Source organism: Enterobacter huaxiensis (assembly GCF_003594935.2).
GTDB lineage: Bacteria > Pseudomonadota > Gammaproteobacteria > Enterobacterales > Enterobacteriaceae > Enterobacter > Enterobacter huaxiensis.
In genome coordinates this window covers 2,706,909-2,731,766 of sequence record NZ_CP043342.1, presented here as the reverse complement: position 1 = coordinate 2,731,766, position 24,858 = coordinate 2,706,909, and the positions used below count along the sequence as shown (strand labels likewise).

Here is a 24,858-nt window from a genome sequence, read left to right as displayed (position 1 = left end):
TTGGTAAGAAAAAAATGAAGAACATCCTCGCCATTCAGTCCCACGTTGTTTTTGGACATGCTGGCAATAGCGCAGCGGAATTTCCGATGCGCCGCCTCGGTGCCAACGTCTGGCCCCTCAACACAGTACAGTTTTCTAACCACACGCAATACGGCAAATGGACCGGCTGCGTAATGCCGCCTTCTCATCTGACCGAGGTGGTGCAGGGCATCGCCGATATCGATCAGCTTAAGCGCTGTGATGCCGTCCTGAGCGGTTACCTGGGCTCGGCAGAGCAGGGTGAGCATATTCTCGGCATCGTTCGCCAGGTGAAAGCGGCGAATCCTGCAGCAAAATATTTTTGCGACCCGGTTATGGGCCACCCCGAGAAGGGCTGCATTGTGGCGCCAGGCGTGGCTGAATTTCACGTCCGCCATGCGCTGCCGGCCAGCGACATCATTGCCCCGAACCTGATTGAGCTTGAGATACTCTGCGAGCATCCGGTGAACAGCGTAGAAGAGGCTGTAAGCGCCTCACGCGAACTTATCGCTCAGGGGCCGGAGATCGTCCTTGTGAAGCATCTTGCGCGCGCAGGGCTCAGCCAGGACCGTTTTGAGATGCTGCTGGTGACGAAAGACGAGGCCTGGCACATCAGCCGTCCGCTGGTGGATTTCGGCCTGCGTCAGCCGGTAGGTGTCGGTGATGTGACCAGCGGCCTGCTGCTGGTGAAGCTGCTCCAGGGGGCGGCTCTGCGGGATGCGCTGGAGCATGTGACCGCAGCCGTTTATGAAATTATGATTGCGACGAAAAATATGCAGGAATATGAGCTGCAGGTGGTGGCAGCACAGGATCGTATCGCAAAACCAGAACATTATTTCAGCGCGACACAATTGTAAGAGCAGGGATATTGTAGGCCGGGTAAGCGCAGCGCCACCCGGCAATACTGAACGCTCGGATTAATTCAACCCTTCCGCCTTCAGCGCCGCTGCCACAGCAGGGCGTTCCGCCACGCGCTGCATATACGACGCAATATGGTCTAACCCTTCCAGGTTCAGCTTCACCGCACGCGCCCAGCGCAGAACGGTGAACAGATACGCATCAGCAATGGTGAAACGCGCCCCGCAAATCCACTGGTCGTCCTTCAAAGAGTCGTTAATGTACTGCAGCTTTTTCTCCAGCAGGGCGCGCACGGTGGGTTTGTACTCTTCCGGCGTATCCGGACGGAACAGCGGCGTAAACCCCTTGTGCAGTTCGGTAGCAATGTAGTTAAGCCATTCAAGCGTCTTGTAGCGCGAAATGCTGCCCGTCGGGGCCAGCAGTTGGCGATCCGGTACGTTGTCGGCGAGGAATTGCATAATTGCCACCCCTTCGGTCAGCAGCGTACCGTCATCCAGCAGCAGAGCCGGAACTTGTCCTTTCGGGTTAATAGCAAAAAAGTCATCGCCGTTTTCGAGGCGCTTTTTCATCAGGTCAACGCCGTCCAGCGTGAAATCTTTGCCGCTCTCGCGCAGGGTAATGTGGGAAGCAAGAGAGCAGGCGCCCGGTTTGTAGAACAGTTTCATCGGTAACTCCTTTTTGCTGAGGTTTCAGCTATGTTAGTGCGCGTTCGGATAAAAAAAAAGCCGCTAATGCATTAGCGGCTTCTCTTCAGTCGTTTCCCGATGACATTACGCGGTAGCGGTTTCGTTCGCCTGCGCGGATTTGTCGTCGTCCTGAGTCATACGGTTCAGCTTAGGTGCGGTCAGCAGCATCAGCACAGCGATAACTGCCGTGGCGATACCAATCTGCATGAACACGGTGCCGTAAACGTTCAGGGAGAGCAGAGGGTCGGTCACGTTTTCTGGAACGGCCATCAGGTTTGCAATCTTACCGGCAATGATTGCCGCACCTGCGGTGGTCAGGAACCAGCTACCCATGATGAAGCCCATCAGACGCTGTGGCACCAGCTGTGCAACCATCGCCAGGCCCAGACCGGAAATCATCAGCTCGCCGATAGACTGCAGGGCGTAGCTCAGGATCAGCCAGTTAACGGATACGATACCCGCGTCGGACGCAAATTTAGTCCCGAGAGGCAGCACCAGGAATGCGCCAGAGCACAGCACCATACCCACCGCGAACTTGTGCGGCATCGGCAGGCGGTCGCCCATCTTGTTATAGATAGCGGCCAGAATCGGGGAACCAATCATGATCCAGAACGGGTTCAGCGCCTGGAACTGTTCGGGTTCGAACGCGATGCCCAGAATGGAGTGCTCTACGTTGCGAATAGCGAAGAAGTTCAGCGATGTTGGCATCTGGCTGTACAGTACGAAGAAGATAATGGCTTCCAGCATCAGAATGAAGGCCACAATCATCTTACGACGCGCCGCACCCTGCATCGCGAAAGCTTCTTTCGCAAAGATGCACACGATACCCAGAGCAACCACGCCCAGAACGGCGCGAGCAACGCCCTGGTTATGCAGCAGCCAGGTGGCGATAGCGGCAAGGATCACCACACCGACGATAGTCGCGAGCAGTTTACCCATATGCACAGGTTCGAAGTCCGGTTTAGAACCGTAGTCTTTAACCCAGCTGCGGCAGAACAGGAAGTTCACCACGGTGATCAGCATACCCACGAAGCTCAGCGCAAACGCCACGCTCCAGCCGAATTTCGCGGCGAGCCACGGTGTTGCCAGCATAGAGAAGAATGAACCGATGTTGATGGACATATAGTACATGGTGAATGCACCGTCCAGACGCGGATCATCTTTGTTGTAGCAGGTGGAGAGCAGGGAAGACGGGTTCGCTTTGAACAGACCGTTACCCACGGCAATCGTGGCCATGCCCATATAAACCACACCCGCATCATGTCCTGACCAGGCAACCAGGCCATAACCAATCGCCAGGACCACAGCGCCCAGCATGATGACGCGTTTGGTGCCGAGGACTTTATCGCCCAGCCAGCCGCCGATTGCGACCAGACCGTACACCAGAGCACTGAATGAAGAGAACAGCGTGATGGAATCCGCTTCCGACATACCCAGCTGTTTTACCAGGTAGACCGCCATGATCCCTTGCAGGCCGTAATAACCAAAACGCTCCCATAACTCGATAGAGAAGATGAGATAGAACGCTTTGGGCTGTTTGAAAGCGTTAAGACTTATGCTTTCGTCTGTTGGTTTATTGTTTGCAGTAGACACATATACCTCTTTTTTTACATCCCATATTAACGGGGGTGTTCATAGCGTGATGACCGTAGTCCATCCGCTTTATAGTTATATTGGGAGGGGAAACGGCGGGTAATGTTCACTATCCGGCCGCGTCTGGCAATACGTTTGTAATACTCTGTTACATATAACTGATGCGGTATAATTAACGGGTCATACAAATGTTATTCAGCGTTAAATTTCATTCGTTGTCTATTGGTGGTTTTTTTCACTGCCAGGCGCCCCTGGAAAGGGTTGTATGGCGATATGTTCTGCTATTTGCCGCTTCAGGCAGTGATATGGCCCATATTCTGAAAAATCACTGGTCGTATGTGTGGTAGTGAATCGGTTAAATCTTGCCGGGCAAGGGCTTTACACAAGTTTTCACAACAAAAATCCAACATGACGTTATCAGAGTGATCCCGATCACAGATGTATAGAAATTTTTGGTAGTGAAAAAACAATTAACCTGTTCGACTGTTAATAGGCCGAATAATCGACAAGGCGAGCTGTCGTAATAACGGATAATTTATGGTCAAAAGCAAGGCCTGCAGACAGGCCTTGCTTTGATAAGGATTTGAGCTGGCGATGGGACACGAAAAATCAGGAATACACTTTCTCTTTAAATTCGCACAGATCTTCGATAATGCAGGAGCCGCAGCGGGGCTTGCGTGCAATGCAGGTATAGCGGCCGTGTAAGATCAGCCAGTGATGGCAGTCGACCTTAAACTCGGCGGGCACTACTTTTAAGAGCTTCTCTTCAACCTGCTCAACGTTTTTGCCCGGCGCAAAGTTGGTGTGGTTAGAGACGCGGAAAATATGCGTATCAACGGCAATGGTTGGCCAGCCAAACGCGGTATTCAGCACCACGTTCGCCGTTTTACGTCCGACGCCGGGCAACGCCTCAAGCTCAGCACGGTCTTCCGGGACTTCCCCCCCGTGCTGTTCCAGTAAAATCCGGCAGGTTTTGATGACGTTCTCGGCTTTGCTGTTAAACAGCCCGATGGTCTTGATGTAGGATTTCACGCCGTCTACCCCCAGCTCCAGCATCGCCCGGGGCGTATTGGCAACGGGGTAGAGCAGGGCGGTGGCTTTATTGACGCTAACGTCAGTCGCCTGGGCAGAGAGCAGCACCGCAATCAACAGCTCAAACGGTGAGTTAAAATTCAACTCCGTCGTCGGGTGAGGATTCTCGTCCCGCAGGCGGGTCAGGATAGCAATGCGTTTCTCTTTGTTCATGAAGCCTTCTCGGGTATCCCTTCCTGAACGCTGCGCTCAGCCGCGCGGCGCTTACGTTTCTCATCAATCAGGTATTTTACCGCCAGCATCATGCCAAGGCCAATAAACGCGCCCGGTGGCAGCATTGCCAGCAGGAATGGCGTATCGGTGTGGAACACTTCAATGCGCAACGCTTTCGCCCAGCCGCCGAGCAGCGCATCTGCGCCGTCAAACAGCGTACCGTTGCCTAATATTTCACGCAGCGATCCCAGCACGAACATCGCGCAGGTCGCGCCCATTCCGATAGCGAAACCGTCCAGCGCCGACATGGCAGGGCTGTTTTTTACCGCAAAGGCTTCTGCACGGCCCACGACGATACAGTTGGTGACGATCAGCGGAATGAAGATCCCAAGCGATTGATAAAGCCCAAACGCATAGGCGTTGATCAGCATTTGTACCACGCTCACCACCGAGGCGATGATCATGACGTAAATCGGAATGCGGATCTCCGACGGCGTCCAGCGGCGCAGGGCGGAGATGGACAGGTTGGTCAGGGTCAGCACCAGCGTGGTTGCCAGCCCCAGACCGAGCGCGTTGGTGGCGGTCGACGTAACGGCCAGCAGCGGACACATTCCCAGCAGCTGAACCAGCGCAGAGTTGTTTTTCCACAGCCCCTGGACGATAACCTCTTTAACCTGGCTCATCATTACTCCTCACAGGCCTGAAGACCGTTGATCTGCGCGGGCAGCGTTTGTGCATACAGCCCGGCTCGTTTTACGGCGTTAACCACGGCACGCGGGGTGATGGTCGCGCCCGTGAACTGGTCGAATTCGCCGCCATCTTTTTTCACCGCAAAGGCAGCATCGTCTTCACCGTGGATAACTTTACCGGCAAAGTGCAAAATCCAGTCGCTGAGTCGCGTTTCAATTTTGTCCCCCAGGCCCGGCGTTTCGTGGTGTTCAGTCACGCGGGTGCCCAGTACGGTACCTGAAAAATCAGCGCCTACGAGGAGCTGAATGGCCCCTGAATAGCCGTCCGGCGCCGTCGTTTCCATCACTGCGCCCACGGCGTTATCCCCTTTACGGGCAATGAAGACGCGATGCATGCCTTTCCCGAGCTGCGGCGCGTCTACAACAAAGCAGCTTTTTTGCAGGTCATTATCGTAGAAATCGGACGGGATGACCTGATCGAACAGCGCCTTTTGCTGTTTAGTCGCCTGTTCTTCAATGGTCGTTTTGGTCAGCGCGTTAACAAGCGCAGTCAGCCCCGTCAGGACCGCGGCGAAAACCGCCAGCGTAACGCCGTGTTTTTGCATGGTTTTTAACATGGCGAAATCCTCAGCGATGGCCGTAAACGCGCGGGCGCGTATAGTAGTCGATAAGCGGCACGGTGATGTTGGCTAACAGCACGGCGAAAGCAACGCCGTCCGGATAACCGCCAAAACTGCGGATCAGCCAGACCAGTAAACCCGCCAGCGCGCCGAAAATCAGGCGGCCGCGGTTGGTGGTCGAGGCCGTTACCGGATCGGTCAAAATAAAGAATGCACCCAGCATGGTCGCACCGGAGAGCAGGTGCATCTGCGGGCTGGCGAGGGATTCAGGGGAGAACACCCAGCCCAGCGTAGAACAGACCGCCAGCGTCACCAGGAAACTGACCGGAATATGCCAGCGGATGGCTTTCTGCTGCAGCAGGAACAGACCGCCAAGCAGGTAGGCGAGGTTGACCCACTGCCAGCCTGCGCCCGCCAGCATGCCGCTGTAGATCGCAGATTTCATGATCTGCTCAACGCTGTGTCCGGCATGCAGAGAGGTTTTGAAGGTATCAAGCGGAGTCGCCTGGCTGATGCCGTCGACACCCATGCGCAGCGTATTCATATCTGCACCGAGAGCGGTATGGCCGGTGAAGATGACGTGCAGGGCGTCCATAAAGCCCGGCACGGTGGCGGCTATCTCATGCGGCGGTAGCCAGCTGGTCATCTGCACCGGGAAAGAGATAAGCAGAACCACGTAGCCAATCATCGCCGGGTTAAACGGGTTATGGCCCAGGCCACCGTACAGCTGTTTGGCAATGATGACGGCAAAGACGGTCCCGAGCACCACCATCCACCACGGGGCAAACGGTGGAATACTGATCGCCAGCAGCAGGCCGGTCAGCAGGGCGGAGTTGTCGCTGAGAATGCGGGAGACGTCCATTTTGCGCAGCTTCAGCACCAGACCTTCTGCCGCCAGGGCGCTGACGCAGCCGAGAACTAACTGGAAGAGGGTTCCCCAGCCGAAAAACCAGAACTGAACGGCGATGCCCGGCAGCGCCGCCAGGCAAACCAGCATCATGATACGCGACGTCTGGCGCTGGTTATGGGTGAAGGGGGAACTTGCGATTCTGAAAACCATTTAATCCTCGTTAACTGCTTGCTGTGCGGCTTTCTTCGCCTGAACGCGCGCGATCGCAGCGGCGACGGCGGCCTTGCGTGGGTCGTCATTCGTGGCCACGGTTTGTTCTTCCTGCTGTGCGGCTTTGCGGGCCTTGGCGCGGGCGATAGCCGCCTCAACGGCTGCTTTTCGCGGATCAACCGGCGCGTCGGGCTCGGCGGCCGGTTGAAGCTGGGCGGCTTTGCGGGCTTTTGCACGGGCGATAGCGGCTTCAACAGCGGCTTTACGCGGATCGGCTGCCTCAGGCTCAACCACGACGGCCTGTTGACCGGCTTTACGCGCTTTGGCGCGCGCAATAGCGGCCTCAACCGCCGCTTTGCGCGGATCGAGCTCAGCGTCAGGCTGAGGCGCGCTTTGCGCTTTTTCCGCCTGGCGTGCACGCGCTTCAGCCTTGCGGGCCTCGCGCGCGGCTATCGCTTCGCTGTTATCCGGCTTCTCGCCAGCGGCGATAACCACCGTCTGGGCCGCCGTCGCTTTCTTCTCGCGAACGCGGGCCAGCGCGGCGTTAATCGCATCCTGATCTTTCTCGCCTGGCTGCACGGCGGCCTGTTTATGACGTTCCTGACGCGCGAGTTTTTCACGCTCAAGCCGAGCCTGGCGGGCTTCGAAACGCGCTTTGGCTTCCGCAGCGCGTTTTTCCTCCATCGAGATGGCGTAGATTTCCGCTTTCTCCTGACGGAAATATTGCACCAGCGGGATATTGCTCGGGCAGACCCAGGCACAGGCACCGCATTCGATGCAGTCGGCCAGGTTGTGTGCTTTGGCTTTGTCGTGCAGCTGGCCTTTGCTGTACCAGTAGAGCTGCTGCGGCAGGAGATCCGCCGGGCAGGCGTCGGCACAGGCGCTGCAGCGAATGCAGCCTTTCTCTTCCTGCTCTTCGCCCATTTCCGTTGGGGAAGGGGCGAGCAGGCAGTTGGTAATTTTAACGACCGGGACATCCAGCCACGGCAGCGTAAAGCCCATCAGCGGGCCGCCCATGATGACCATCTGGTCACTGCCGGGGCAGAACCCGGCCTGCTCCAGCAGATGGCGAACCGGCGTGCCCAGACGCGCCCAGACGTTACCCGGACGAGAAACGGACTCCCCGGTCAGGGTGACAACGCGTTCCGTCAGCGGTTCACCGTCGACGACGGCGCGTTTCACCGCATAGGCGGTACCGACGTTTTGCATCAGCACGCCGATGTCAGACGAGCGTCCGCCGTGCGGAACCTGTTTACCGGTCAGAATTTGCGTCAGCTGTTTTGCGCCGCCAGAGGGATACTTGGTCGGGATGACCCGCAGACCAATATCGTGACTGTCGGCCAGCACCGCGCGCAGCATGGAAATGGCCTGCGGCTTGTTGTCTTCAATGCCGATCAGCACGTTGCGCGGCTGCAGGATGTGGGCAAGGATACGGATGCCTTCCACCACCTGCGCGGCACAATCCTGCATCAGACGGTCATCGGCGGTGATATAGGGTTCGCATTCCGCCGCGTTGACGATCAGCGTTTCGATTTTGTCGCCACCGCCGCGCAGCTTTGTACCCGTCGGGAAACCCGCACCGCCAAGACCCGCCACGCCGAACTGGTGAACGCGCTCGATCAGCTCTTCACGGCTACGGTTACGGTAGTCGCTCCATCCGTCACGGTCGATCCAGCGGTCTTCACCGTCGGCTTCGATAATGACGCTCAGTTCAGAGAGTGCAGACGGGTGCGCAACGGTATGAGGCGCAATCGACACCACCGTACCGGAGGTTGGCGCATGTACCGGCAGCATACGTCCGCGGCCAAAGGTCAGCGGCTGGCCGCGAAGGACGACATCCCCTTCTTTTACGCACAGCTCGCCCTCGGCGCCGATATGCTGTTTCAGCGGCATGACGTAACGGGTCGCCAGCGGAATCTGACGCAGCGGCGTACCGTTGGACTGGGTTTTCATCTCTGGCGGATGAATGCCGCCATCAAAGTCCCAGATCTTCTCTTTTCTGAAAGCAGAAAATAACTTAAGCATGTTGTTCCACAGGAATGATGCGAACCGGAATGGTTTGAAGATCCCATTTCCAGCTTTCGGTAGTCGTTTCAACCGGACGCAGGTCTATGCACTGCGTCGGGCAGGGGGCCACGCAGAGATTACAGCCGGTGCACAGGTCCGCCACTACGGTGTGCATGGCGCGGGTTGCGCCTACAATGGCGTCAACGGGACACGCCTGGATACATTTTGTGCAGCCGATGCAGTTGGCTTCGTCGATCACCGCGAGCATGCGAACCGGCTCTTGTACCTCGGCATCGCCATCTACTGGCTGCGGGTCAACGTTCAGCAGGGCGGCAATCTTCAGCATCACCGCTTCGCCGCCCGGGGCGCAGCGGTTAATTTTTTCACCCTGCACGCCAACCGCCTCTGCATAGGGGCGACAGCCGGGGTAGCCGCATTGCCCACACTGGCTTTGCGGCAGCAGTTCATCAATTTTTTCAACGACCGGATCGTCCTCAACCGCAAAGCGGCGGGAGGCATAACCCAGAATGAGGCCAAACGCTAGCCCCAGCACGCTGATGGACGCGATGGCAATCCAGATAGCATTCATTACAACTTCACCAGACCACTAAAGCCCATAAAGGCAAGAGACATTAACCCAGCGGTAACCAGCGCAATCGCATTACCGCGAAACGGCGCGGGAATATCCGCCGCCGCCAGACGCTCGCGAATTGAGGCGAATAACACCATCACCAGAGAGAAACCGACCGCCGCAGAGAAACCGTACAGCGCCGATTGCAGGAAATTGTGCCCAAGGTTGATGTTGAGCAACGCGACGCCAAGCACCGCACAGTTGGTGGTGATAAGCGGCAGGAAGATCCCCAGCAGGCGATACAGCGCAGGGCTGGTCTTGCGCACCACCATTTCGGTAAATTGCACCACCACCGCGATGACCAGAATAAAGGCCAGCGTGCGTAAATAGGTCAAGCCCAGCGGAATGAGGATCCAGGTATCAATCCACCAGGCGCTGATGGACGCCAGCGTCATGACGAAGGTGGTCGCCAGCCCCATGCCCATCGCGGTCTCCAGCTTTTTGGAAACCCCCATAAACGGGCACAGGCCAAGAAACTTCACCAGGACGAAGTTGTTAACCAGCACAGTGCCGACAAAGAGCAGTAAGTAATCGGTCATTATTTAGCCTGAAATAAAAAAGCCGCCTATTATCGGATAAACCGCTTCAGGCGACAACAGGTTAACTGTAAGGTTATTACGGGTTAACGAAGGTTTTTTTCACGCGTGCCGAGCGTTTGAAATAGGGCACCAGAAGCGCCGCCGCCAGCAGCGGGAACAGCAGCTGGCGAACCGCCAGAGCGTCAGACACCGGGGAAAAGGCAAACGCCTTTACCGCCAGCAGCACGGAGATCAGTAGCCAGATAATGTAGTGCTTAGGCACGCCCTTGCGGCGCTTAAAGAAGGCAATGGTCAGCCATAGCGTGTAGTACCACATGGCGATCGCGAAAACGAATGAAACAAACCACATCGCTATATTGAGCGTGCTTTGAGACATCAGCGTCTGGATGGCATGGGGTGTAACCAGCGCGGTGGTGTAAAGCAGCAGCGCCAGAGATGCGCTTAATAATGCAACCAGCAGCCATGCCAGCGGGGCGATTAACCAGCCTCCAATTCTTTCTCTAGGCGATGCGGTCATGAGATCTCCCATAGTCTGCGCGAAATGTTATACAGAAATTTGCAGGGCGGAGAGTATATAACATTTCGCGCGGATGGCTACTTTCTTATAAAACGTAACGCCATACGGACTTGGGTACTTCGCCGACGTTGAACAAACGGCCGCCGGAAACCAGCTCCGCCCGACGGTGATCGGCGGCGCGGTACATATTGATGATTTCCTGATTATCAGAAAGGGTGTAGTTCAGATGGTCAAACAGTTTTTCCAGGCTCTCAAGGGAATTGATTTTACGAAATTTTAATAGATAGTCCTGAACTGTCATATTAATAAGTTTCCATATAAAAGTGAGTAATACCCATAAAGGTAATTCGATCGAATAATAAACGGATTAATAAAGACGTAAACGGCCCACTCAGGTAATGCGACTAAATTAGGAGTTTTCTTTATGAAAATTCAGGCATCAGACGATGCCTGGAAGAGAAGGTTAACCCTGTTCAACACGGCTGGCAATATGTAACTGACACAATGTGTCACTCTTTATTACAGCTCAGGCGTTACTTCGGCTGCGCGGCAGTGACAGGCTCCGGCGGCTGATAGTTATCGATATGGCTGGCAACGCCGAGCAACACGACCGAAACCCCAAGGACAATCCATCCCGCTAATTCAATGATTCGATTAATAATTGATAACATGATTCGTGTTTGTAATTTATCCATAAATACAGATTGCGAATGTTACAGCGCAGCATTCCCGTCGGCAAGCGGTTTGGGAACGGTTTCCTTAATCAAAATCAGTTGGTTACATTATTTTAACAAAAACACCCGGCGTAAGATGCTATTTTAAGTGATATGGCACATTATTAATCTTGAGTGACGCCAGATAAGCCAGTGTGAAATAAGATTATTCCTTATAGAGGGCAGCACTATGAGTGAAAATATCCGTGTCGGGCTAATAGGTTATGGGTACGCGAGTAAAACATTTCACGCGCCGTTGATTAGCGGAACGCCAGGTATGGAACTGGCGGCGGTTTCAAGCAGCGATGCAGCCAAAGTCCATGCCGACTGGCCCAGCGTGCCGGTTGTCTCCGAGCCTAAACACCTGCTGAATGACCCCAATATTGACCTCATCGTTATCCCCACGCCCAATGACACACACTTTCCGCTGGCCAGGGCCGCGCTGGAAGCGGGGAAACACGTTGTCGTCGATAAGCCCTTTACCGTGACGTTGTCACAGGCGCGCGAGCTGGACGCGCTGGCACGCAGTCTTGGTCGGCTGCTGTCAGTTTTTCATAATCGCCGTTGGGACAGTGATTTCCTGACGGTCAAAGCGTTGCTCAACGAGGGCACGCTCGGTGAAGTTGCGTATTTTGAATCGCACTTTGACCGTTTCCGCCCTCAGGTGCGTGACCGGTGGCGCGAGCAGCCTGGCCCCGGGAGCGGCATCTGGTTCGATCTCGGCCCGCACCTGCTCGATCAGGCCGTGAATCTGTTCGGCCTGCCGGTGAGCATGACCGTTGACCTGGCGCAGCTCCGGCCCGGCGCGCAGACGACCGATTACTTCCACGCCATTTTGAGCTACCCGCAGCGCCGCGTTGTGCTGCACGGAACCCTGCTCGCGGCAGCGGAATCGGCGCGTTATATCCTTCACGGTACGCGCGGGAGTTACGTTAAGTTTGGTCTGGATCCGCAGGAGGACAGGCTGAAGAACGGCGAGCGGCTGCCCCAGGAGGATTGGGGGTACGACATGCGTGACGGTGTGGTGACGCGAGCGGAGGGCGAGGAGCGGGTTCAGGAAACGCTGCTGACCATTCCGGGGAACTATCCGGCTTTTTATGCGGCAATCCGTGATGCGTTGAACGGCGTGGGCGAGAATCCGGTTCCGGCCAGCCAGGCGATTCAAATCATGGAGTTGATTGAGTTGGGCATCGAATCTGCCAAACATCGCGCCACGCTCTGTCTGGCATAAGTTCTGAATGTTTTTGTAGGCCGGGTAGGGCGTAGCCGCCACCCGGCAAAGGGTTTACGCGGTTGCCACCTTATCCCGAAGCGCCTGCTTCTCTTCAGGCGTCAGGAACGCAATCTCCAGTCCGTTAACCTGCGCCTGGCGGATCTGCTCGCGGCTCAGCCCAGCCTGCGGCGCGGCGATGTTGTATTCGTGAATAATATCAACGCCCTGAACGGCCGGGTCGTCCGTATTCAGGGTTGCCAGCACGCCGTGCTCCAGGAATGTTTTTAGCGGATGCTGCGCCAGCGAGGCCACCGTGCTGGTCTGGATGTTGGACGTCAGGCAGGATTCAATGCCGATGCGCTGCTCTGCGAGAAAATCCATCAGAGCGCGGTCTTCGATGGCCTTTACGCCGTGTCCGATACGCTCCGCGCCCAGCTCGCGAATAGCCTGCCAGATGCTTTCCGGGCCCGCCGCTTCGCCTGCGTGAACCGTGATGTGCCAGCCCGCATCGCGCGCACGGTTAAAATGGGAAAGGAACAGGCTGCCGGGGAAGCCGAGCTCGTCGCCGGCCAGGTCAACAGCGGTGATCTGGTCGCGATGCGCCAGCAGCGCTTCCAGCTCCTGCAGGCAGGCCGCTTCACCGAAGGTGCGGCTCATAATACCGATCAGACGTGCCTGCACGTCAAAGGTTTTACAGCCTTCACGAACGCCGTCGATCACGGCTTCAACGACGCCAGCAACGGGCAGGCCGTGGGTCATGGCCATATAGCCCGGCGAAAAACGCAGTTCAACGTAATGCAGGCCGTTGCGGGACGCATCCTCAATGTTTTCGAAGGCCACGCGGCGGACGGCATCCAGTGAGGCCAGCATCTTCACGCCCCAGTCGAGTTTGCTCAGGAAGCTAACGAGATCCGGTTCATTCGAAGTGACCTGAACGTGCGGGACCAGGGTCTCAAGCGTTTCGGCGGGTAGCGTTAAATTAAACTGGCGGCCAAGATCGAGGATAGTTTGGGCACGAATGTTGCCGTCCAGGTGACGGTGAATATCAGTTAAAGGCAGGCGTGTATCAATCATGGTCGCACTCTTTGCTGGTTAAAGTGCGCCATATTATAAAAACAAAACGAGGTAAAAAGCTATTTGCGCAAGGGAATATTCCGTTGCGCAAATGGATTACAGCAGGCTGTTGATCCCGGCGATAAGGCGCTGGACGCCCTGTTCCAGCTTGCTACGCGGGCAGCCAGCGTTCAGACGGACAAAATTATTGCCTTCCTTGCCGTAAGTATATCCCGGCATGATGGCTACCTTTTGCTGCTCAATCAGGACCTTTTGCAGCGCATGTTCATCAATATTCAAAGGGCTCAGATCAATCCAGGCGAGGTAGGTTGCCTCAGGAGGCTGCCAGTTTAGCGCCGGAAATGCGCTGTTTAACGCCTTCGAGATAAAGTATAGATTTTCTTCAAGGTAGGCCCGCAGCGCGTCCAGCCAGGCTTCACCCTGCTCATAGGCAGCAATGTGTGCGGTGAGCGCCAGCACGGAAGGGGATGAAAGGCCGTCGCGGCCTTTGAGCGCGCTCAGATAAGCGTTGCGGCTTTCGTCATCGCCGATCAGCCCGTATGCCCCGGTGAGCGCCGGAATGTTAAAGCTCTTGGAACCGGAGGTCAGCAGCGCCCATTTTCCCCGGGCCACCTCGTTCCACGGCGTATGGAGATGGTCTCCCCATACCATGTCCATATGGATTTCATCGCTAATCACCGCCACGTCATAGCGCGCGCACAGCTCGGCCATCTGGGCCAGCTCGTCGCGGGTCCATACTTTCCCGGTCGGGTTCTGCGGGCTGCACAGCAGTAAAATTGAATTTTCCGGTTTCGCCAGTTCTGCTTCGAGCGCGGCCATATCGCCCATCCAGCCGGTCGCCTGCTTCTTCATCGCGACCGTAACGACGTTGCGCGCGTTACCTTCAATCGCTTTAAAGAACGCATCGTACGCCGGTGTATGCACCACCACGCCGTCGCCGGGCCGTGACCAGATACGGATCAGCTCAGAGACCATGTAGATAACGGAAGGGCCATACACAACGGATTCGGTATCAATGCGGCTGTTGAAGCGCTGCTGGAACCAGTGCGCGACGGCGGCCAGAAATTCCTCGTTCTTCCAGCGGCTGTAGCCAAACACGCCGTGGTTGATACGCTGATGCAGCGCATCGGTAATGCAGGGCGCCGTGGCGAAATCCATATCTGAGATGGTGAAAGGCAACAGATCGGCAGCGCCAAAGCGGTCAGCGACGTAATCCCACTGGGTGCACCAGGTGCCGTGACGATCCACGACGGTGGAAAAATCAAACATGACGTTCATCCTTAAAGTAAAACCCCCTCATAGAGGGGGCTGAGGCATCAGGCTTCTACTGTTCGCATCAGGGTGGCCAGCTCGTCTTTCACTGACTGCACCTGCGGGCCGATGACCACCTGCAAATTATGCTGGTTCAACTGTACCACACCGATGGCGCGGTTGGCCTTCAGCGCATTGGTATCGACTTTGGACATGTCCGCCACCGACAAACGCAGGCGGGTGATGCAGTTATCCAGTGAGGTAATGTTATCCGCACCGCCCAGAGCCGCCAGAATGGCAGGGGTGTTGTAGCCAGATTTTCCTACCGTACCGGCAACCGCCTGCTCAACGCTGCTGGCGGTATCCAGGTCGCGCCCCGGTGTTTTCAGGTTAAAGCGGGTGATAGCGAAGCGGAAGATACCGTAGTACACCGCGAACCAAATCGCTGCCACAACCGGCACCAGATACCACTTGGTGGACAAGCCGTGCAGGATCCCGAACACCACGAAGTCAATGACGTTGCCGTCGGTGTTACCGATGGTCACACCCAGCACGGCCATCACGGTAAAGCCCAGACCGGTCAGAACGGCGTGGATGAGATACAGCACTGGCGCAACGAACAGGAACAGGAACTCGATGGGCTCGGTCGTGCCGCCAACCACGCAGGCGATCACGCCGGAAATCAGCAGCCCCTTAATTTTATGACGGTTTTCCGGGCGAGCACAGTGGTACATTGCCAGCGCTGCACCCGGCAGGCCGCCGAGGAAGGCAGGCATTTTACCCTGCGAGAGGAAGCGGGTCGCGCTCTCGGAGAAGCCATGCGTGGTCGGACAGCTCAGCTGCGCCTGGAAGATGGTCAGCGCGCCGCTCACATCGTGACCGCACACATCCATGGTGCCGCCCGCTTCGGTGAAGCGGATCAGGGCAACCAGAATATGCTGCAGGCCAAAGGGCAGCAGCAGACGCTCGCCGGTACCGAAGATCATCGGGCCGAAATCGCCGGCGCCGTTAATGATGCGGCCAATGCCGGTGATACCCATCGCGAAGACGGGCCAAATCAGCGGGATGATCAGACCAAACAGGCCCATCACCACGAGGGTGATAATCGGCACAAAGCGGGTGCCGCCGAAGAACGCGAGGGCATCCGGCAGGCGGATGTTGTGGAAGCGCTCATGCAGCATCCAGATGATAACGCCGGCGATAACCGCGCCGAGGATCCCGGTATCGATGGACTGAATACCGATGACGCTTTGGATGTTGTTCGCTTTCAGGATCGCTGCATCGGTCGTTGGCAGAATGCCTTTCGCGGTCAGCCAGAAGTTCACCGCCAGGTTCATTACCGCATAGCCGACGAAGCCGGCAAAGGCCGCGACGCCCTTATTTTCACGCGCCAGCCCCAGCGGGATAGCGATACAGAACATCACGGGCAGGAAGCTAAACGCAAAGGAGCCGACCTTGCTCATCCAGATAAAGATCGCCTGCAGCACCGGGTTGCCGAGGAACGGGATCAGCGTGATGACGTCATGACTGCTCAGGGAGCTGCCGATCCCCAGCATGATCCCGCAGAATGAGAGAAGCGCCACGGGCAGCATAAAGGTTTTACCCAGTTGCTGGAAAAACTCCCACAGCGATATTTTTTGTGCTGCTTTCGCCGTCATATAACGACTCCTTGATGGTTTAAAATGATTTACCTGCGTCAATGCAGCGAGAAGATAAAACGTTTTATCAAACTTTAGTGCGCGCTAAATCACATTCTCAGGCTTTTACTGGTAGTATAAAGATAACGTATTGATAAAACGTTTTACCGATCTCATTATCAGGGAGTCACGCCAACACATGGCCGTAGCGAAAAAGATCACCATCAACGATGTCGCCCTGGCGGCTGGCGTATCCGTCAGCACCGTTTCACTGGTGTTGAGCGGGAAGGGGCGTATCTCTCCTGCGACGGGTCAGCGCGTCAACGAGGCCGTCGAGCAGCTGGGGTTTGTGCGCAACCGTCAGGCTTCCGCGCTGCGCGGCGGGCAAAGCGGCGTGATTGGTTTGATTGTCCGTGACCTGACCTCTCCGTTTTATGCCGAGCTTACCGCCGGTTTGACCGAAGCGCTGGAGGCGCAGGGGCGGATGGTCTTTCTGCTTCACGGTGGCCGCGAAGCCGACCAGCTCCTGTCGCGCCTCGATATGCTGCTGACGCAGGGCGTTGACGGCGTGATCGTTGCCGGCGCGTCGGGCGTTGGCAGTGAATTGTGTGAGCGTGCCGCAGAGAAGGGCGTGCCGCTGGTGTTTGCCTCGCGCGCCAGCTATCTCGATGAAGCCGATACGCTGCGCCCGGACAACATGCAGGCTGCACAAATGCTGACCGAGCATCTTATTCGCCGTGGTCATCAGCGCATCGCCTGGCTTGGTGGACAAAGTTCCTCCCTGACGCGCGCCGAGCGGGTCGGCGGCTATTGCTCAACGTTGATTAAATACGGGCTACCGTTTCACAGCGAATGGGTCGTGGAGTGTGAGTCCAGCCAGAAGAAAGCCGCGGAGGCGATCGGTGCGTTGCTGCGCGCCAGCCCGACCATCAGCGCCGTGATTTGCTATAACGACGTCATTGCGATGGGCGCCTGGTTCGGCCTGATCCGCGCGGGGCGCCAAAGCGGGGAAGGCGGCGTGGAAACCTTCTTCGGCCATCAGGTGGCGCTGGGCGCCTTTGCGGATGTCGGTGAAAATGCCCTCGACGATCTGCCTATCGTCTGGGCTACCACCCCTGCGCGAGAGATGGGCTACACGCTGGCGGACAGAATGATGCAGCGGATTGAGAAATCAGACGTGCAGGCGGGGCACCAGATAGTGTCGGCCCGGCTGGTGACGGTGAAATAGTCCGTGCGCTTGCCCGGGCCTACAGCGGCTCGGGATCGTAGGCCGGGCAAGCGTCAGCGCCACCCGGCAATAAAAAACCCCTCATGCGAGGGGTTTTGACCATTACTGCTGCGGTACCGCAGGCGGCGCTGCAGGTTCAGCCGGTTCCGGCATACCGAGCGTCGGCATACCAAACATCCCAACAAAGTCCTCCAGCGGCATTTTATCGCCGTTGAGGGTTACCTGGCCGTTGCTATACTGCAGGCTCGTGGAAATGGTGTTGTCTTCCACCTTCGTGATGCGGAACATCTGCCCCATTGCCGCCAGGCCTTTCACCTGCTGGCTCGCCAGCTTGCCGGCGTCTTCTTCACCGTAGCCTTCCAGCTTCGCAATCTGCGTCATGAACTCGGTGGCCATGTCCATTGGGATGACCAGCTTGCTGTCGAGCGACTTCACGCTGCGATCCACTTCCTGCGCCAGCGTCTGCGCTTCGCCGGCTGCGGTTGCCGGATCTTTCAGGAACAGCGACAGGTTAAGGTTGGTCTCGCCTTTGCTGTTTTTCCAGCTCAGCGGCGCAACGGTAATGACCGGCTCGCCTTTCAGCAGTACAGGCAGGTTGTTGAACAGCACCGCCATCGCCTGCTGCTGATAAACGACAGGGTTCTGCTGCAGGGCGGCATCGGTCAGCAGCGCCTGGCTCTCTTTGCTGTATTTCTGGCTGAACTCATGCCACGCCTGACCGTCGATATTGCCGATCTTCAGCGACAGCTTGCCGGTGCCCAGATCCTGATTCTGTACCTTCAGGCTTTTCAGCGTGTAATCGAGCTGAGTATTGATGCTCTTACCGTCTTTAGACACGTCTGATTTACCGTCAAGATCCATGCCTTCCAGTACGGCCATCTCTTTGCCTTCAATCGCAATCGCGATCTTATCCAGGCTCAGCTTCTGGTCACCGATACGCTCATCAAAATCGGTCATACGGCTGTTGCCGCTGGCTTTGAGGTTGTTAAAGGTAAGCTGTACTTTCTGATTGTATTCGTTGACGGAATTGACCAGGCCGCTTTCGGCATCGCCGGTGAGCGAGACATTTTTTCCGTCGCGATCGGCCTCAAGCGTAAAGTCACCGCCGCTGAAGGCAACTTTGTCGTTACCGTTTTCGTAGTTCAGCGCCTTCAGGGCGATATCGGAACTGGTGGCTCCGGCATAGCTGATGCGGGTATTGATCTCAAACGGCGACTCGCCTTTCGCGATGTCGAAAAGCGGCTTCGTCACGTCGTTTTTGACCAGCACGGTATGCGCTGAGGCCATAGAGGGGATCAGGTTAAAGGATTTTAACTGCGCCAGCGGAAGCGGGCCGTGGCTCACCACCTCATCCAGCACCACGCTCTGGCCCGGTTTCAGCCACGCGTTCGCGTTGCCGGCTACCGGCTTAACAACCACCTGCATATGGCTGGTGAACACGCCGCGCTGGTAATTCTGGTAGCTCAGCTCCAGACCCGCTTCAGGCGCGCTGCGCTTAAGTTCGCTGTTTGCCTGCGCCATCATTTCTGCCAGACGGCTTTCCAGCTGTTTCCCGGTAAACCAGGAGGCACCCGTCCAGACCACGCCTAAAGCAACAATCACCCCTACCGCTACGACCGATTTTTTCATTGCGACTATCCCTAAAATGAAACCAGGCGGTAAAAACCGCCCGGAGATGTAAAGCCTTCAATTAGCTTAGCAAGAGTTGTTAAAAAATTCAGTAAGTGCTTAAAGCTTATTGAAAACGCGCGCCAGACGACCGGTGCCGCTCACGCTTACAGGCGACTCATTCGCCGCGACAAATGCGGATTCACCCGGTTTGAGCACCAGACGTTCGCTACCTTTATGCAGCGTAGCTTCGCCTTCCACACAGAACAGGATAGCCGCGCTGTCCTGTGCAATGGTCGCTTCGGCGCTGCTCAGATCATGCAGAGAGAAAGCAAAGTCGTCTACCGGAATCGGAAAGTCCAGCTCTGCGCCGTTTTTCACCGGCTGGGTCAGCAGCTCTGCAGCCGGTTTTGCCTCGAACTTGACGTTGGCAACCAGCTCGGGGATGTCGATGTATTTTGGCGTCAGGCCCGCGCGCAGCACGTTGTCGGAGTTGGCCATCACCTCCAGCGCCACGCCCTGGAGATAGGCGTGCGGGGTCTCGGCAAACAGGAACATCGCCTCGCCCGGGTTCAGCTTCACCACGTTCAGCAGCAGCGGAGAGAACAGGCCGCTGTCGTCCGGGTAGAAGGTGGAAATCACGCGGATAGTGTCCCACGGCTCGCCCTGCTGACCGTTCAGGGCCGCTTTGAGTACCGCCAGCGCGTGAGATTTTTCCTCGCCCTGCATATTCAGCAGGCTGGCGAACAGCTGGCTCAGGCCTTCTGCATTCGGGTTTTCGAGGAAATGGGCGATAGCCTTGTTAGCCCCGGCCACGGGCTGCAGCAGGGAGATAATCTCTGAGAATTCGCGGAACGCGTTCATCGCCAGGAAGGGGGTCAGCGCGAAGACCAGCTCCGGCTTGTGGTTCGGATCTTTGTAGTTGCGCTCGGCGGCGTCTAGCGGAATGCCCGCCGCGTTCTCTTTTTCGAAGCCCAGCTCAGAGGCTTTTTTGTTCGGGTGAACCTGAATGGAGAGCGGCTGGTCGGCACACAGCACTTTAAACAGGAACGGCAGTTCACCGAAGCGATTCGCCACGTTGTTGCCGAGCAGTGCGGCTTTGTCTGCGTCGATCGCGTCGCGCAGGCTGCGAACCTGTCCGCTGGCGTCTTCAATTTTTGAGCTGCTCTTCGGGTGTGCGCCCATCCACAGCTCCGCCATCGGCAGGTTGTTCGGGTTGGCGATACCGTAGAGATCCGTTAACGCAGTTTTACTTCCCCAGGCGTAGTTTTGCACTGAGTTAATGAGTTTTTGCATTATCAAGCCCTGATTCAAATGTGGAATTAACTGCGGGTATTAAAGCAATAAACCGGATGGAAGTAACCTGCGGATGTAAAAAGTCGTACTAGTCTCAGTTTTTGTTAAAAAATTGTGTAGGATAAGCTAACTCGCTTTTAAGCCGGGCAGCGGAACATCTGCCCTGAATAATCAGACCGACGCAGTAAGTGAGAGAACAATGTCGAATAAACCTTTTTACTATCAGGATCCTTTCCCTCTAAGTAAGGATCGGACCGAGTATTACCTGTTAACCCGCGATTACGTCTCTGTCTCTGAGTTTGAAGGGCAGGAAATCCTCAAAGTTGACCCGCAGGCGCTGACGCTGATGGCCCAGCAGGCCTTCCACGACGCCTCTTTTATGCTCCGTCCTGCGCACCAGCAGCAGGTTGCCGATATCCTGAGCGATCCGCAGGCCAGCGAGAACGATAAATACGTTGCGCTGCAGTTCCTCCGCAACTCTGATATCGCCGCGAAGGGCATTCTGCCGACCTGCCAGGACACGGGCACCGCGATTATTACCGGGAAAAAAGGCCAGCGCGTCTGGACCGGCGGCGGTGACGAAGCCGCGCTGGCGCACGGCGTCTACAACACCTACATCGAAGACAACCTGCGCTACTCGCAAAACGCGGCGCTGGATATGTACAAAGAGGTCAACACCGGCACCAACCTGCCCGCGCAGATTGACCTCTACAGCGTCGACGGGGACGAGTACAAATTCCTCTGCATCGCCAAGGGCGGCGGTTCGGCCAACAAAACCTACCTCTACCAGGAAACCAAAGCGCTGCTCACGCCGGGCAAGCTGAAGAACTATCTGGTAGAGAAAATGCGCACCCTCGGGACGGCAGCCTGCCCGCCGTACCACATCGCGTTTGTGATTGGCGGAACGTCCGCTGAAAGCACCCTGAAAACCGTCAAGCTGGCGTCGACGAAATACTACGATGGGCTGCCAACGGAAGGGAACGAGCACGGCCAGGCGTTCCGGGACGTTCAGCTCGAGCAGGAACTGCTGACCGAAGCGCAGAACCTGGGGCTTGGCGCGCAGTTTGGCGGTAAATATTTCGCGCACGATATCCGCGTGATCCGCCTGCCGCGCCACGGCGCATCCTGCCCGGTCGGCATGGGCGTTTCCTGCTCCGCGGATCGTAACATTAAAGCGAAGATCAACCGCGACGGCATCTGGATCGAAAAACTGGAGAACAACCCGGGTAAATACATTCCGGAAGAGCTGCGCAAAGCGGGTGAGGGTGAAGCGGTTCGCGTCGACCTGAACCGTCCGATGAGTGAGATTCTGGCGCAGCTTTCGCAATATCCGGTTTCAACACGCCTCTCCCTGAACGGCACGATTATCGTAGGCCGCGATATCGCCCATGCGAAGCTTCAGGAGCGTCTGGATAACGGCGAAGGGCTGCCGCAGTATATTAAAGATCACCCGATCTACTACGCAGGCCCGGCGAAAACGCCCGACGGCTACGCCTCCGGCTCGTTAGGGCCAACCACGGCGGGCCGTATGGATTCCTACGTTGACCAGCTGCAGGCCAACGGCGGCAGCATGATTATGCTCGCCAAAGGCAACCGTAGCCAGCAGGTGACGGACGCCTGCCACAAGCACGGCGGTTTCTATCTGGGCAGCATTGGCGGCCCGGCTGCGGTTCTGGCGCAGGGCAGCATCAAGAGCCTGGAGTGTGTGGAATATCCGGAACTGGGTATGGAAGCCATCTGGAAAATTGAAGTGGAAGACTTCCCGGCGTTTATCCTCGTTGATGACAAAGGCAATGACTTCTTCAAACAGATCCAGTCTTCCCAGTGTTCGGCGTGCGTGAAGTAATTCTGTAAATTGCCGGGTGGCGGCTGCGCCTTACCCGGCCTACGCGTCTGGTAGGTCGGGTAAGCGTTCAGCGCCACCCGACACCAAAAAGAGCGCACAAAGCGCCATGCAGTAATCTCTAAGCCATCAATACTTATCTCTTAAGCATGTGAGCAATCCCGCTTTTGTTATCAAGGAGAAAGTAATGACAACGGTACGCCATGAGAAAGACTCGATGGGCGCCATCGCCGTCCCGGCCGACAAGCTATGGGGCGCACAAACCCAGCGTTCGCTGGAGCATTTCCGTATCTCGACCGAGAAAATGCCCGTCTCGCTGATCCAGGCGCTGGCGCTGACCAAACGCGCGGCCGCCAAAGTGAACCAGGATCTAGGCCTGCTGGCCGCCGACAAAGCGACGGCCATCATCAATGCCGCTGACGAAGTGCTGGCCGGTAAGCACCCTGACGAATTTCCCCTCGCCGTCTGGCAAACCGGTTCTGGCACCCAGAGCAACATGAACATGAACGAAGTGCTGGCGAACCGGGCAAGCGAACTGCTGGGCGGCGTTCGCGGCATGGAGCGTAAAGTTCATCCGAACGACGACGTCAATAAGAGCCAGAGCTCTAACGATGTTTTCCCGACGGCAATGCACGTGGCGGCGGTGATTGCCCTCCGCGAGCAGCTTATCCCGCAGCTGAACGTGCTGAAAAATACGCTCAGTGACAAGGCTCAGGCATTTAGCGATATCGTCAAAATCGGGCGTACGCACCTGCAGGACGCTACCCCCCTGACGCTCGGCCAGGAGATATCCGGCTGGGTTGCAATGCTTGAGCACAACCTCAAGCATATCGATTACAGCCTGCCGCATCTGGCAGAACTTGCCCTGGGCGGAACGGCTGTCGGCACCGGCTTGAACACCCATCCCGAATATGCGGTGCGCGTGGCCGGGGAGCTGGCGGCGATTACCGGCCAGCCGTTTGTCACCGCACCGAATAAATTTGAGGCGCTGGCAACCTGCGACGCGCTGGTTCACACCCACGGCGCATTGAAAGGGCTGGCGGCATCGCTGATGAAAATTGCCAACGACGTGCGCTGGCTGGCCTCCGGCCCGCGCTGCGGCATTGGCGAAATTAGCATTCCGGAAAACGAGCCCGGCAGCTCCATCATGCCCGGTAAAGTGAACCCGACCCAGTGCGAGGCCATGACCATGCTCTGCTGTCAGGTGATGGGGAACGACGTGGCCGTCAACATGGGCGGCGCGTCGGGTAATTTCGAACTGAACGTCTATCGTCCGATGGTGATCCACAATCTGCTACAGTCCGTGCGGCTGCTGGCGGACGGGATGGAGAGCTTTAACGAGCACTGTGCGGTGGGTATTGAGCCGAATCGCGAACGTATCAGCCAGCTGCTCAATGAGTCGCTGATGCTGGTGACGGCGCTGAACACCCATATCGGCTACGATAAGGCAGCCGAGATCGCCAAGAAGGCGCACAAAGAAGGGTTAACGCTCAAAGCCTCTGCGCTGGCCTTAGGCTACCTGACGGACGCCGAGTTTGACGCGTGGGTCCGTCCGGAAGCGATGGTCGGAAGCCTGAAGTAATCACTCCGCCACGTACAGGTGCAGCCGTGGAATAATAAGCTGTAGCGGCTGCGCCTGTGGTTTATAGCGATGCTGAACATTTTCAGCATCGTAATTCAGCAGCTCGCCGATATCCGGCACCACCGCACCCTGATCGGCATCGTACAGCGCAATCAGCGGCGTGGGGCAGGCGTGCTGTACCTGCTTCTGCTGCCCGGAATACCAGACGCGGGCGATAGGCTGCACCTTTACCGGACGTTTAATTTTCAGGCGCGTGCCTGCCGGTAATGACGCTATGGCGTGATACTCCTGCTCCAGCCGCTCGATCCACTGCTCGCGCGACCACGGTGCGACGGTTCGCGGAGCTTTCAGGCTTTTCTCCAGCTGGGCCAGGATCTCATCGCGGGTGAAGTTTTTAATGATGTGCTTGTTGGCCCAGCCAAAACGAAGCGTGGCCGGGTGGCGCAGCACCGTCAGCGTGCGGTAGGCGTTGAGGGTAATTAAGCCCGGCAGCTGGCGATGCACCCACTCAAAGCGCGCGGCAGGCGCAAGCCCCGACTCTTCGGTGACAATCTTCTCAAAGCTGGCTTTCAGCGCATTGATAAGCGCAACCTGAGCTTCCAGCGCCTCACGCGTTGCGGCGTCCGTTTGCAGGCAGATCACTCCGGGCAGGCGAACCGCCGCCTTGCTGCTGCGATTCTCGGACTGCTGCTGAATAAACAGGCGACGATAGTGCTGGAGCGCGAGGTCCAGCCCGGCCTTGCCGATATGTTGCTTAACGTCGATGGTTTCCAGCGGATCGTGTTCTGCGCCTTTTGCCACGTCGGGCAGGGTAAAAACCCGCGCGGCCAGCAAACGGCACGCCTGCAAACGTTCCGTCAGCGCCAGCAGCTCGTGCTCCATTTCCCTGAAGGTGGTGTTCAGCCTTTCGATGAGATCGTAAGTCGCCATGTTTTGCCTCAGTAGTTACA

The 24,858-nt window shown here is 56.9% G+C and carries 23 protein-coding genes; 5 read left to right on the top strand and 18 right to left on the bottom strand.

Going from position 1 to position 24,858, the window contains the following annotated elements; all coding sequences use genetic code 11:
• Nucleotides 1–14: 14 nt before the first annotated feature.
• On the top strand, nt 15–875 hold the full coding sequence (gene pdxY, locus D5067_RS13020) for a pyridoxal kinase PdxY (protein ID WP_119934490.1): 861 nt from the start codon (nt 15–17) through the stop codon (nt 873–875).
• 60 nt (nt 876–935) lie between these two features.
• Here pdxY and gstA read toward each other — a convergent pair whose 3' ends face one another.
• From gstA to blr, 12 genes are all read right to left on the bottom strand, one after another.
• Nucleotides 936–1,541, bottom strand: a complete 606-nt coding sequence (gstA, locus tag D5067_RS13015) for a glutathione transferase GstA (RefSeq protein ID WP_119934489.1) — start codon at nt 1,539–1,541, stop codon at nt 936–938.
• Nucleotides 1,542–1,646: 105 nt separating this feature from the next.
• The gene (gene dtpA / locus D5067_RS13010; RefSeq protein WP_119935434.1) at nt 1,647–3,155 is read right to left on the bottom strand and encodes a dipeptide/tripeptide permease DtpA; all 1,509 of its coding nucleotides are present in this window, start codon (nt 3,153–3,155) and stop codon (nt 1,647–1,649) included.
• Nucleotides 3,156–3,764: 609 nt separating this feature from the next.
• Entirely contained in the window at nt 3,765–4,400 is a 636-nt protein-coding gene (gene nth / locus D5067_RS13005) for an endonuclease III (RefSeq protein WP_119934488.1), read from the bottom strand.
• Nucleotides 4,397–5,083 (bottom strand): electron transport complex subunit E, encoded by a 687-nt coding sequence (locus D5067_RS13000; protein WP_119934487.1) that lies wholly within the window; start codon nt 5,081–5,083, stop codon nt 4,397–4,399. Before D5067_RS13000 ends, nth begins: the two co-directional genes overlap by 4 nt.
• 2 nt (nt 5,084–5,085) lie before the next feature.
• Nucleotides 5,086–5,706: an electron transport complex subunit RsxG gene (gene rsxG / locus D5067_RS12995; RefSeq protein ID WP_119934486.1), complete on the bottom strand. Its 621-nt coding sequence runs from the start codon at nt 5,704–5,706 to the stop codon at nt 5,086–5,088.
• A gap of 10 nt (nt 5,707–5,716) precedes the next feature.
• Nucleotides 5,717–6,769, bottom strand: coding sequence for an electron transport complex subunit RsxD (gene rsxD / locus D5067_RS12990; RefSeq protein WP_119934485.1), 1,053 nt, complete (start codon nt 6,767–6,769; stop codon nt 5,717–5,719).
• Nucleotides 6,770–8,794: an electron transport complex subunit RsxC gene (gene rsxC, locus D5067_RS12985; protein WP_119934484.1), complete on the bottom strand. Its 2,025-nt coding sequence runs from the start codon at nt 8,792–8,794 to the stop codon at nt 6,770–6,772.
• Nucleotides 8,787–9,365 (bottom strand): electron transport complex subunit RsxB, encoded by a 579-nt coding sequence (gene rsxB, locus D5067_RS12980; protein WP_119934483.1) that lies wholly within the window; start codon nt 9,363–9,365, stop codon nt 8,787–8,789. The genes rsxC and rsxB overlap by 8 nt, the downstream gene beginning before the upstream one ends.
• Entirely contained in the window at nt 9,365–9,946 is a 582-nt protein-coding gene (rsxA, locus tag D5067_RS12975; protein WP_119934482.1) for an electron transport complex subunit RsxA, read from the bottom strand. Before rsxA ends, rsxB begins: the two co-directional genes overlap by 1 nt.
• Before the next feature lie 76 nt (nt 9,947–10,022).
• Nucleotides 10,023–10,463 (bottom strand): DUF2569 domain-containing protein, encoded by a 441-nt coding sequence (locus D5067_RS12970; protein ID WP_119934481.1) that lies wholly within the window; start codon nt 10,461–10,463, stop codon nt 10,023–10,025.
• An 85-nt stretch (nt 10,464–10,548) separates the two neighbouring features.
• Complete coding sequence (ydgT, locus tag D5067_RS12965) at nt 10,549–10,764, bottom strand: transcription modulator YdgT (RefSeq protein WP_006174966.1); 216 nt, start codon at nt 10,762–10,764, stop codon at nt 10,549–10,551.
• A 232-nt stretch (nt 10,765–10,996) separates the two neighbouring features.
• A complete protein-coding gene (gene blr / locus D5067_RS12960) occupies nt 10,997–11,122 on the bottom strand; it encodes a division septum protein Blr (protein ID WP_168192639.1) in 126 nt (41 codons plus the stop codon).
• 244 nt (nt 11,123–11,366) lie between these two features.
• Between blr and D5067_RS12955 the strand changes: the two genes are divergently transcribed.
• Complete coding sequence (locus D5067_RS12955) at nt 11,367–12,407, top strand: oxidoreductase (RefSeq protein ID WP_119934479.1); 1,041 nt, start codon at nt 11,367–11,369, stop codon at nt 12,405–12,407.
• 54 nt (nt 12,408–12,461) lie between these two features.
• On the opposite strand, the gene add is transcribed toward D5067_RS12955, so the two are convergent.
• The 3 genes from add to malX all read right to left on the bottom strand — a co-directional run bounded on the left by add (nt 12,462) and on the right by malX (nt 16,372).
• The gene (gene add / locus D5067_RS12950) at nt 12,462–13,463 is read right to left on the bottom strand and encodes an adenosine deaminase (protein ID WP_119934478.1); all 1,002 of its coding nucleotides are present in this window, start codon (nt 13,461–13,463) and stop codon (nt 12,462–12,464) included.
• Nucleotides 13,464–13,559: 96 nt separating this feature from the next.
• Nucleotides 13,560–14,732, bottom strand: a complete 1,173-nt coding sequence (locus D5067_RS12945) for a MalY/PatB family protein (RefSeq protein ID WP_119934477.1) — start codon at nt 14,730–14,732, stop codon at nt 13,560–13,562.
• 47 nt (nt 14,733–14,779) lie between these two features.
• Nucleotides 14,780–16,372 carry a maltose/glucose-specific PTS transporter subunit IIBC gene (gene malX, locus D5067_RS12940; RefSeq protein ID WP_119934476.1) on the bottom strand — a complete coding sequence of 531 codons (1,593 nt, stop codon included), beginning with the start codon at nt 16,370–16,372 and terminating at the stop codon, nt 14,780–14,782.
• A 178-nt stretch (nt 16,373–16,550) separates the two neighbouring features.
• Here malX and D5067_RS12935 point away from each other — a divergent pair, with 178 nt between their 5' ends.
• Complete coding sequence (locus D5067_RS12935; RefSeq protein WP_119934475.1) at nt 16,551–17,579, top strand: Mal regulon transcriptional regulator MalI; 1,029 nt, start codon at nt 16,551–16,553, stop codon at nt 17,577–17,579.
• 102 nt (nt 17,580–17,681) lie between these two features.
• On the opposite strand, the gene D5067_RS12930 is transcribed toward D5067_RS12935, so the two are convergent.
• The gene (locus tag D5067_RS12930) at nt 17,682–19,208 is read right to left on the bottom strand and encodes a YdgA family protein (RefSeq protein WP_119934474.1); all 1,527 of its coding nucleotides are present in this window, start codon (nt 19,206–19,208) and stop codon (nt 17,682–17,684) included.
• A 99-nt stretch (nt 19,209–19,307) separates the two neighbouring features.
• On the bottom strand, nt 19,308–20,483 hold the full coding sequence (manA, locus tag D5067_RS12925; RefSeq protein WP_119934473.1) for a mannose-6-phosphate isomerase: 1,176 nt from the start codon (nt 20,481–20,483) through the stop codon (nt 19,308–19,310).
• Nucleotides 20,484–20,682: 199 nt separating this feature from the next.
• Here manA and fumA point away from each other — a divergent pair, with 199 nt between their 5' ends.
• On the top strand, nt 20,683–22,329 hold the full coding sequence (gene fumA / locus D5067_RS12920) for a class I fumarate hydratase FumA (protein ID WP_119934472.1): 1,647 nt from the start codon (nt 20,683–20,685) through the stop codon (nt 22,327–22,329).
• A gap of 184 nt (nt 22,330–22,513) precedes the next feature.
• Nucleotides 22,514–23,908, top strand: coding sequence for a class II fumarate hydratase (fumC, locus tag D5067_RS12915; RefSeq protein WP_119934471.1), 1,395 nt, complete (start codon nt 22,514–22,516; stop codon nt 23,906–23,908).
• Here the strand turns inward: fumC and tus are convergent, their stop codons facing one another.
• Nucleotides 23,909–24,838, bottom strand: coding sequence for a DNA replication terminus site-binding protein (gene tus, locus D5067_RS12910; protein WP_119934470.1), 930 nt, complete (start codon nt 24,836–24,838; stop codon nt 23,909–23,911).
• Nucleotides 24,839–24,858: the final 20 nt, after the last annotated feature.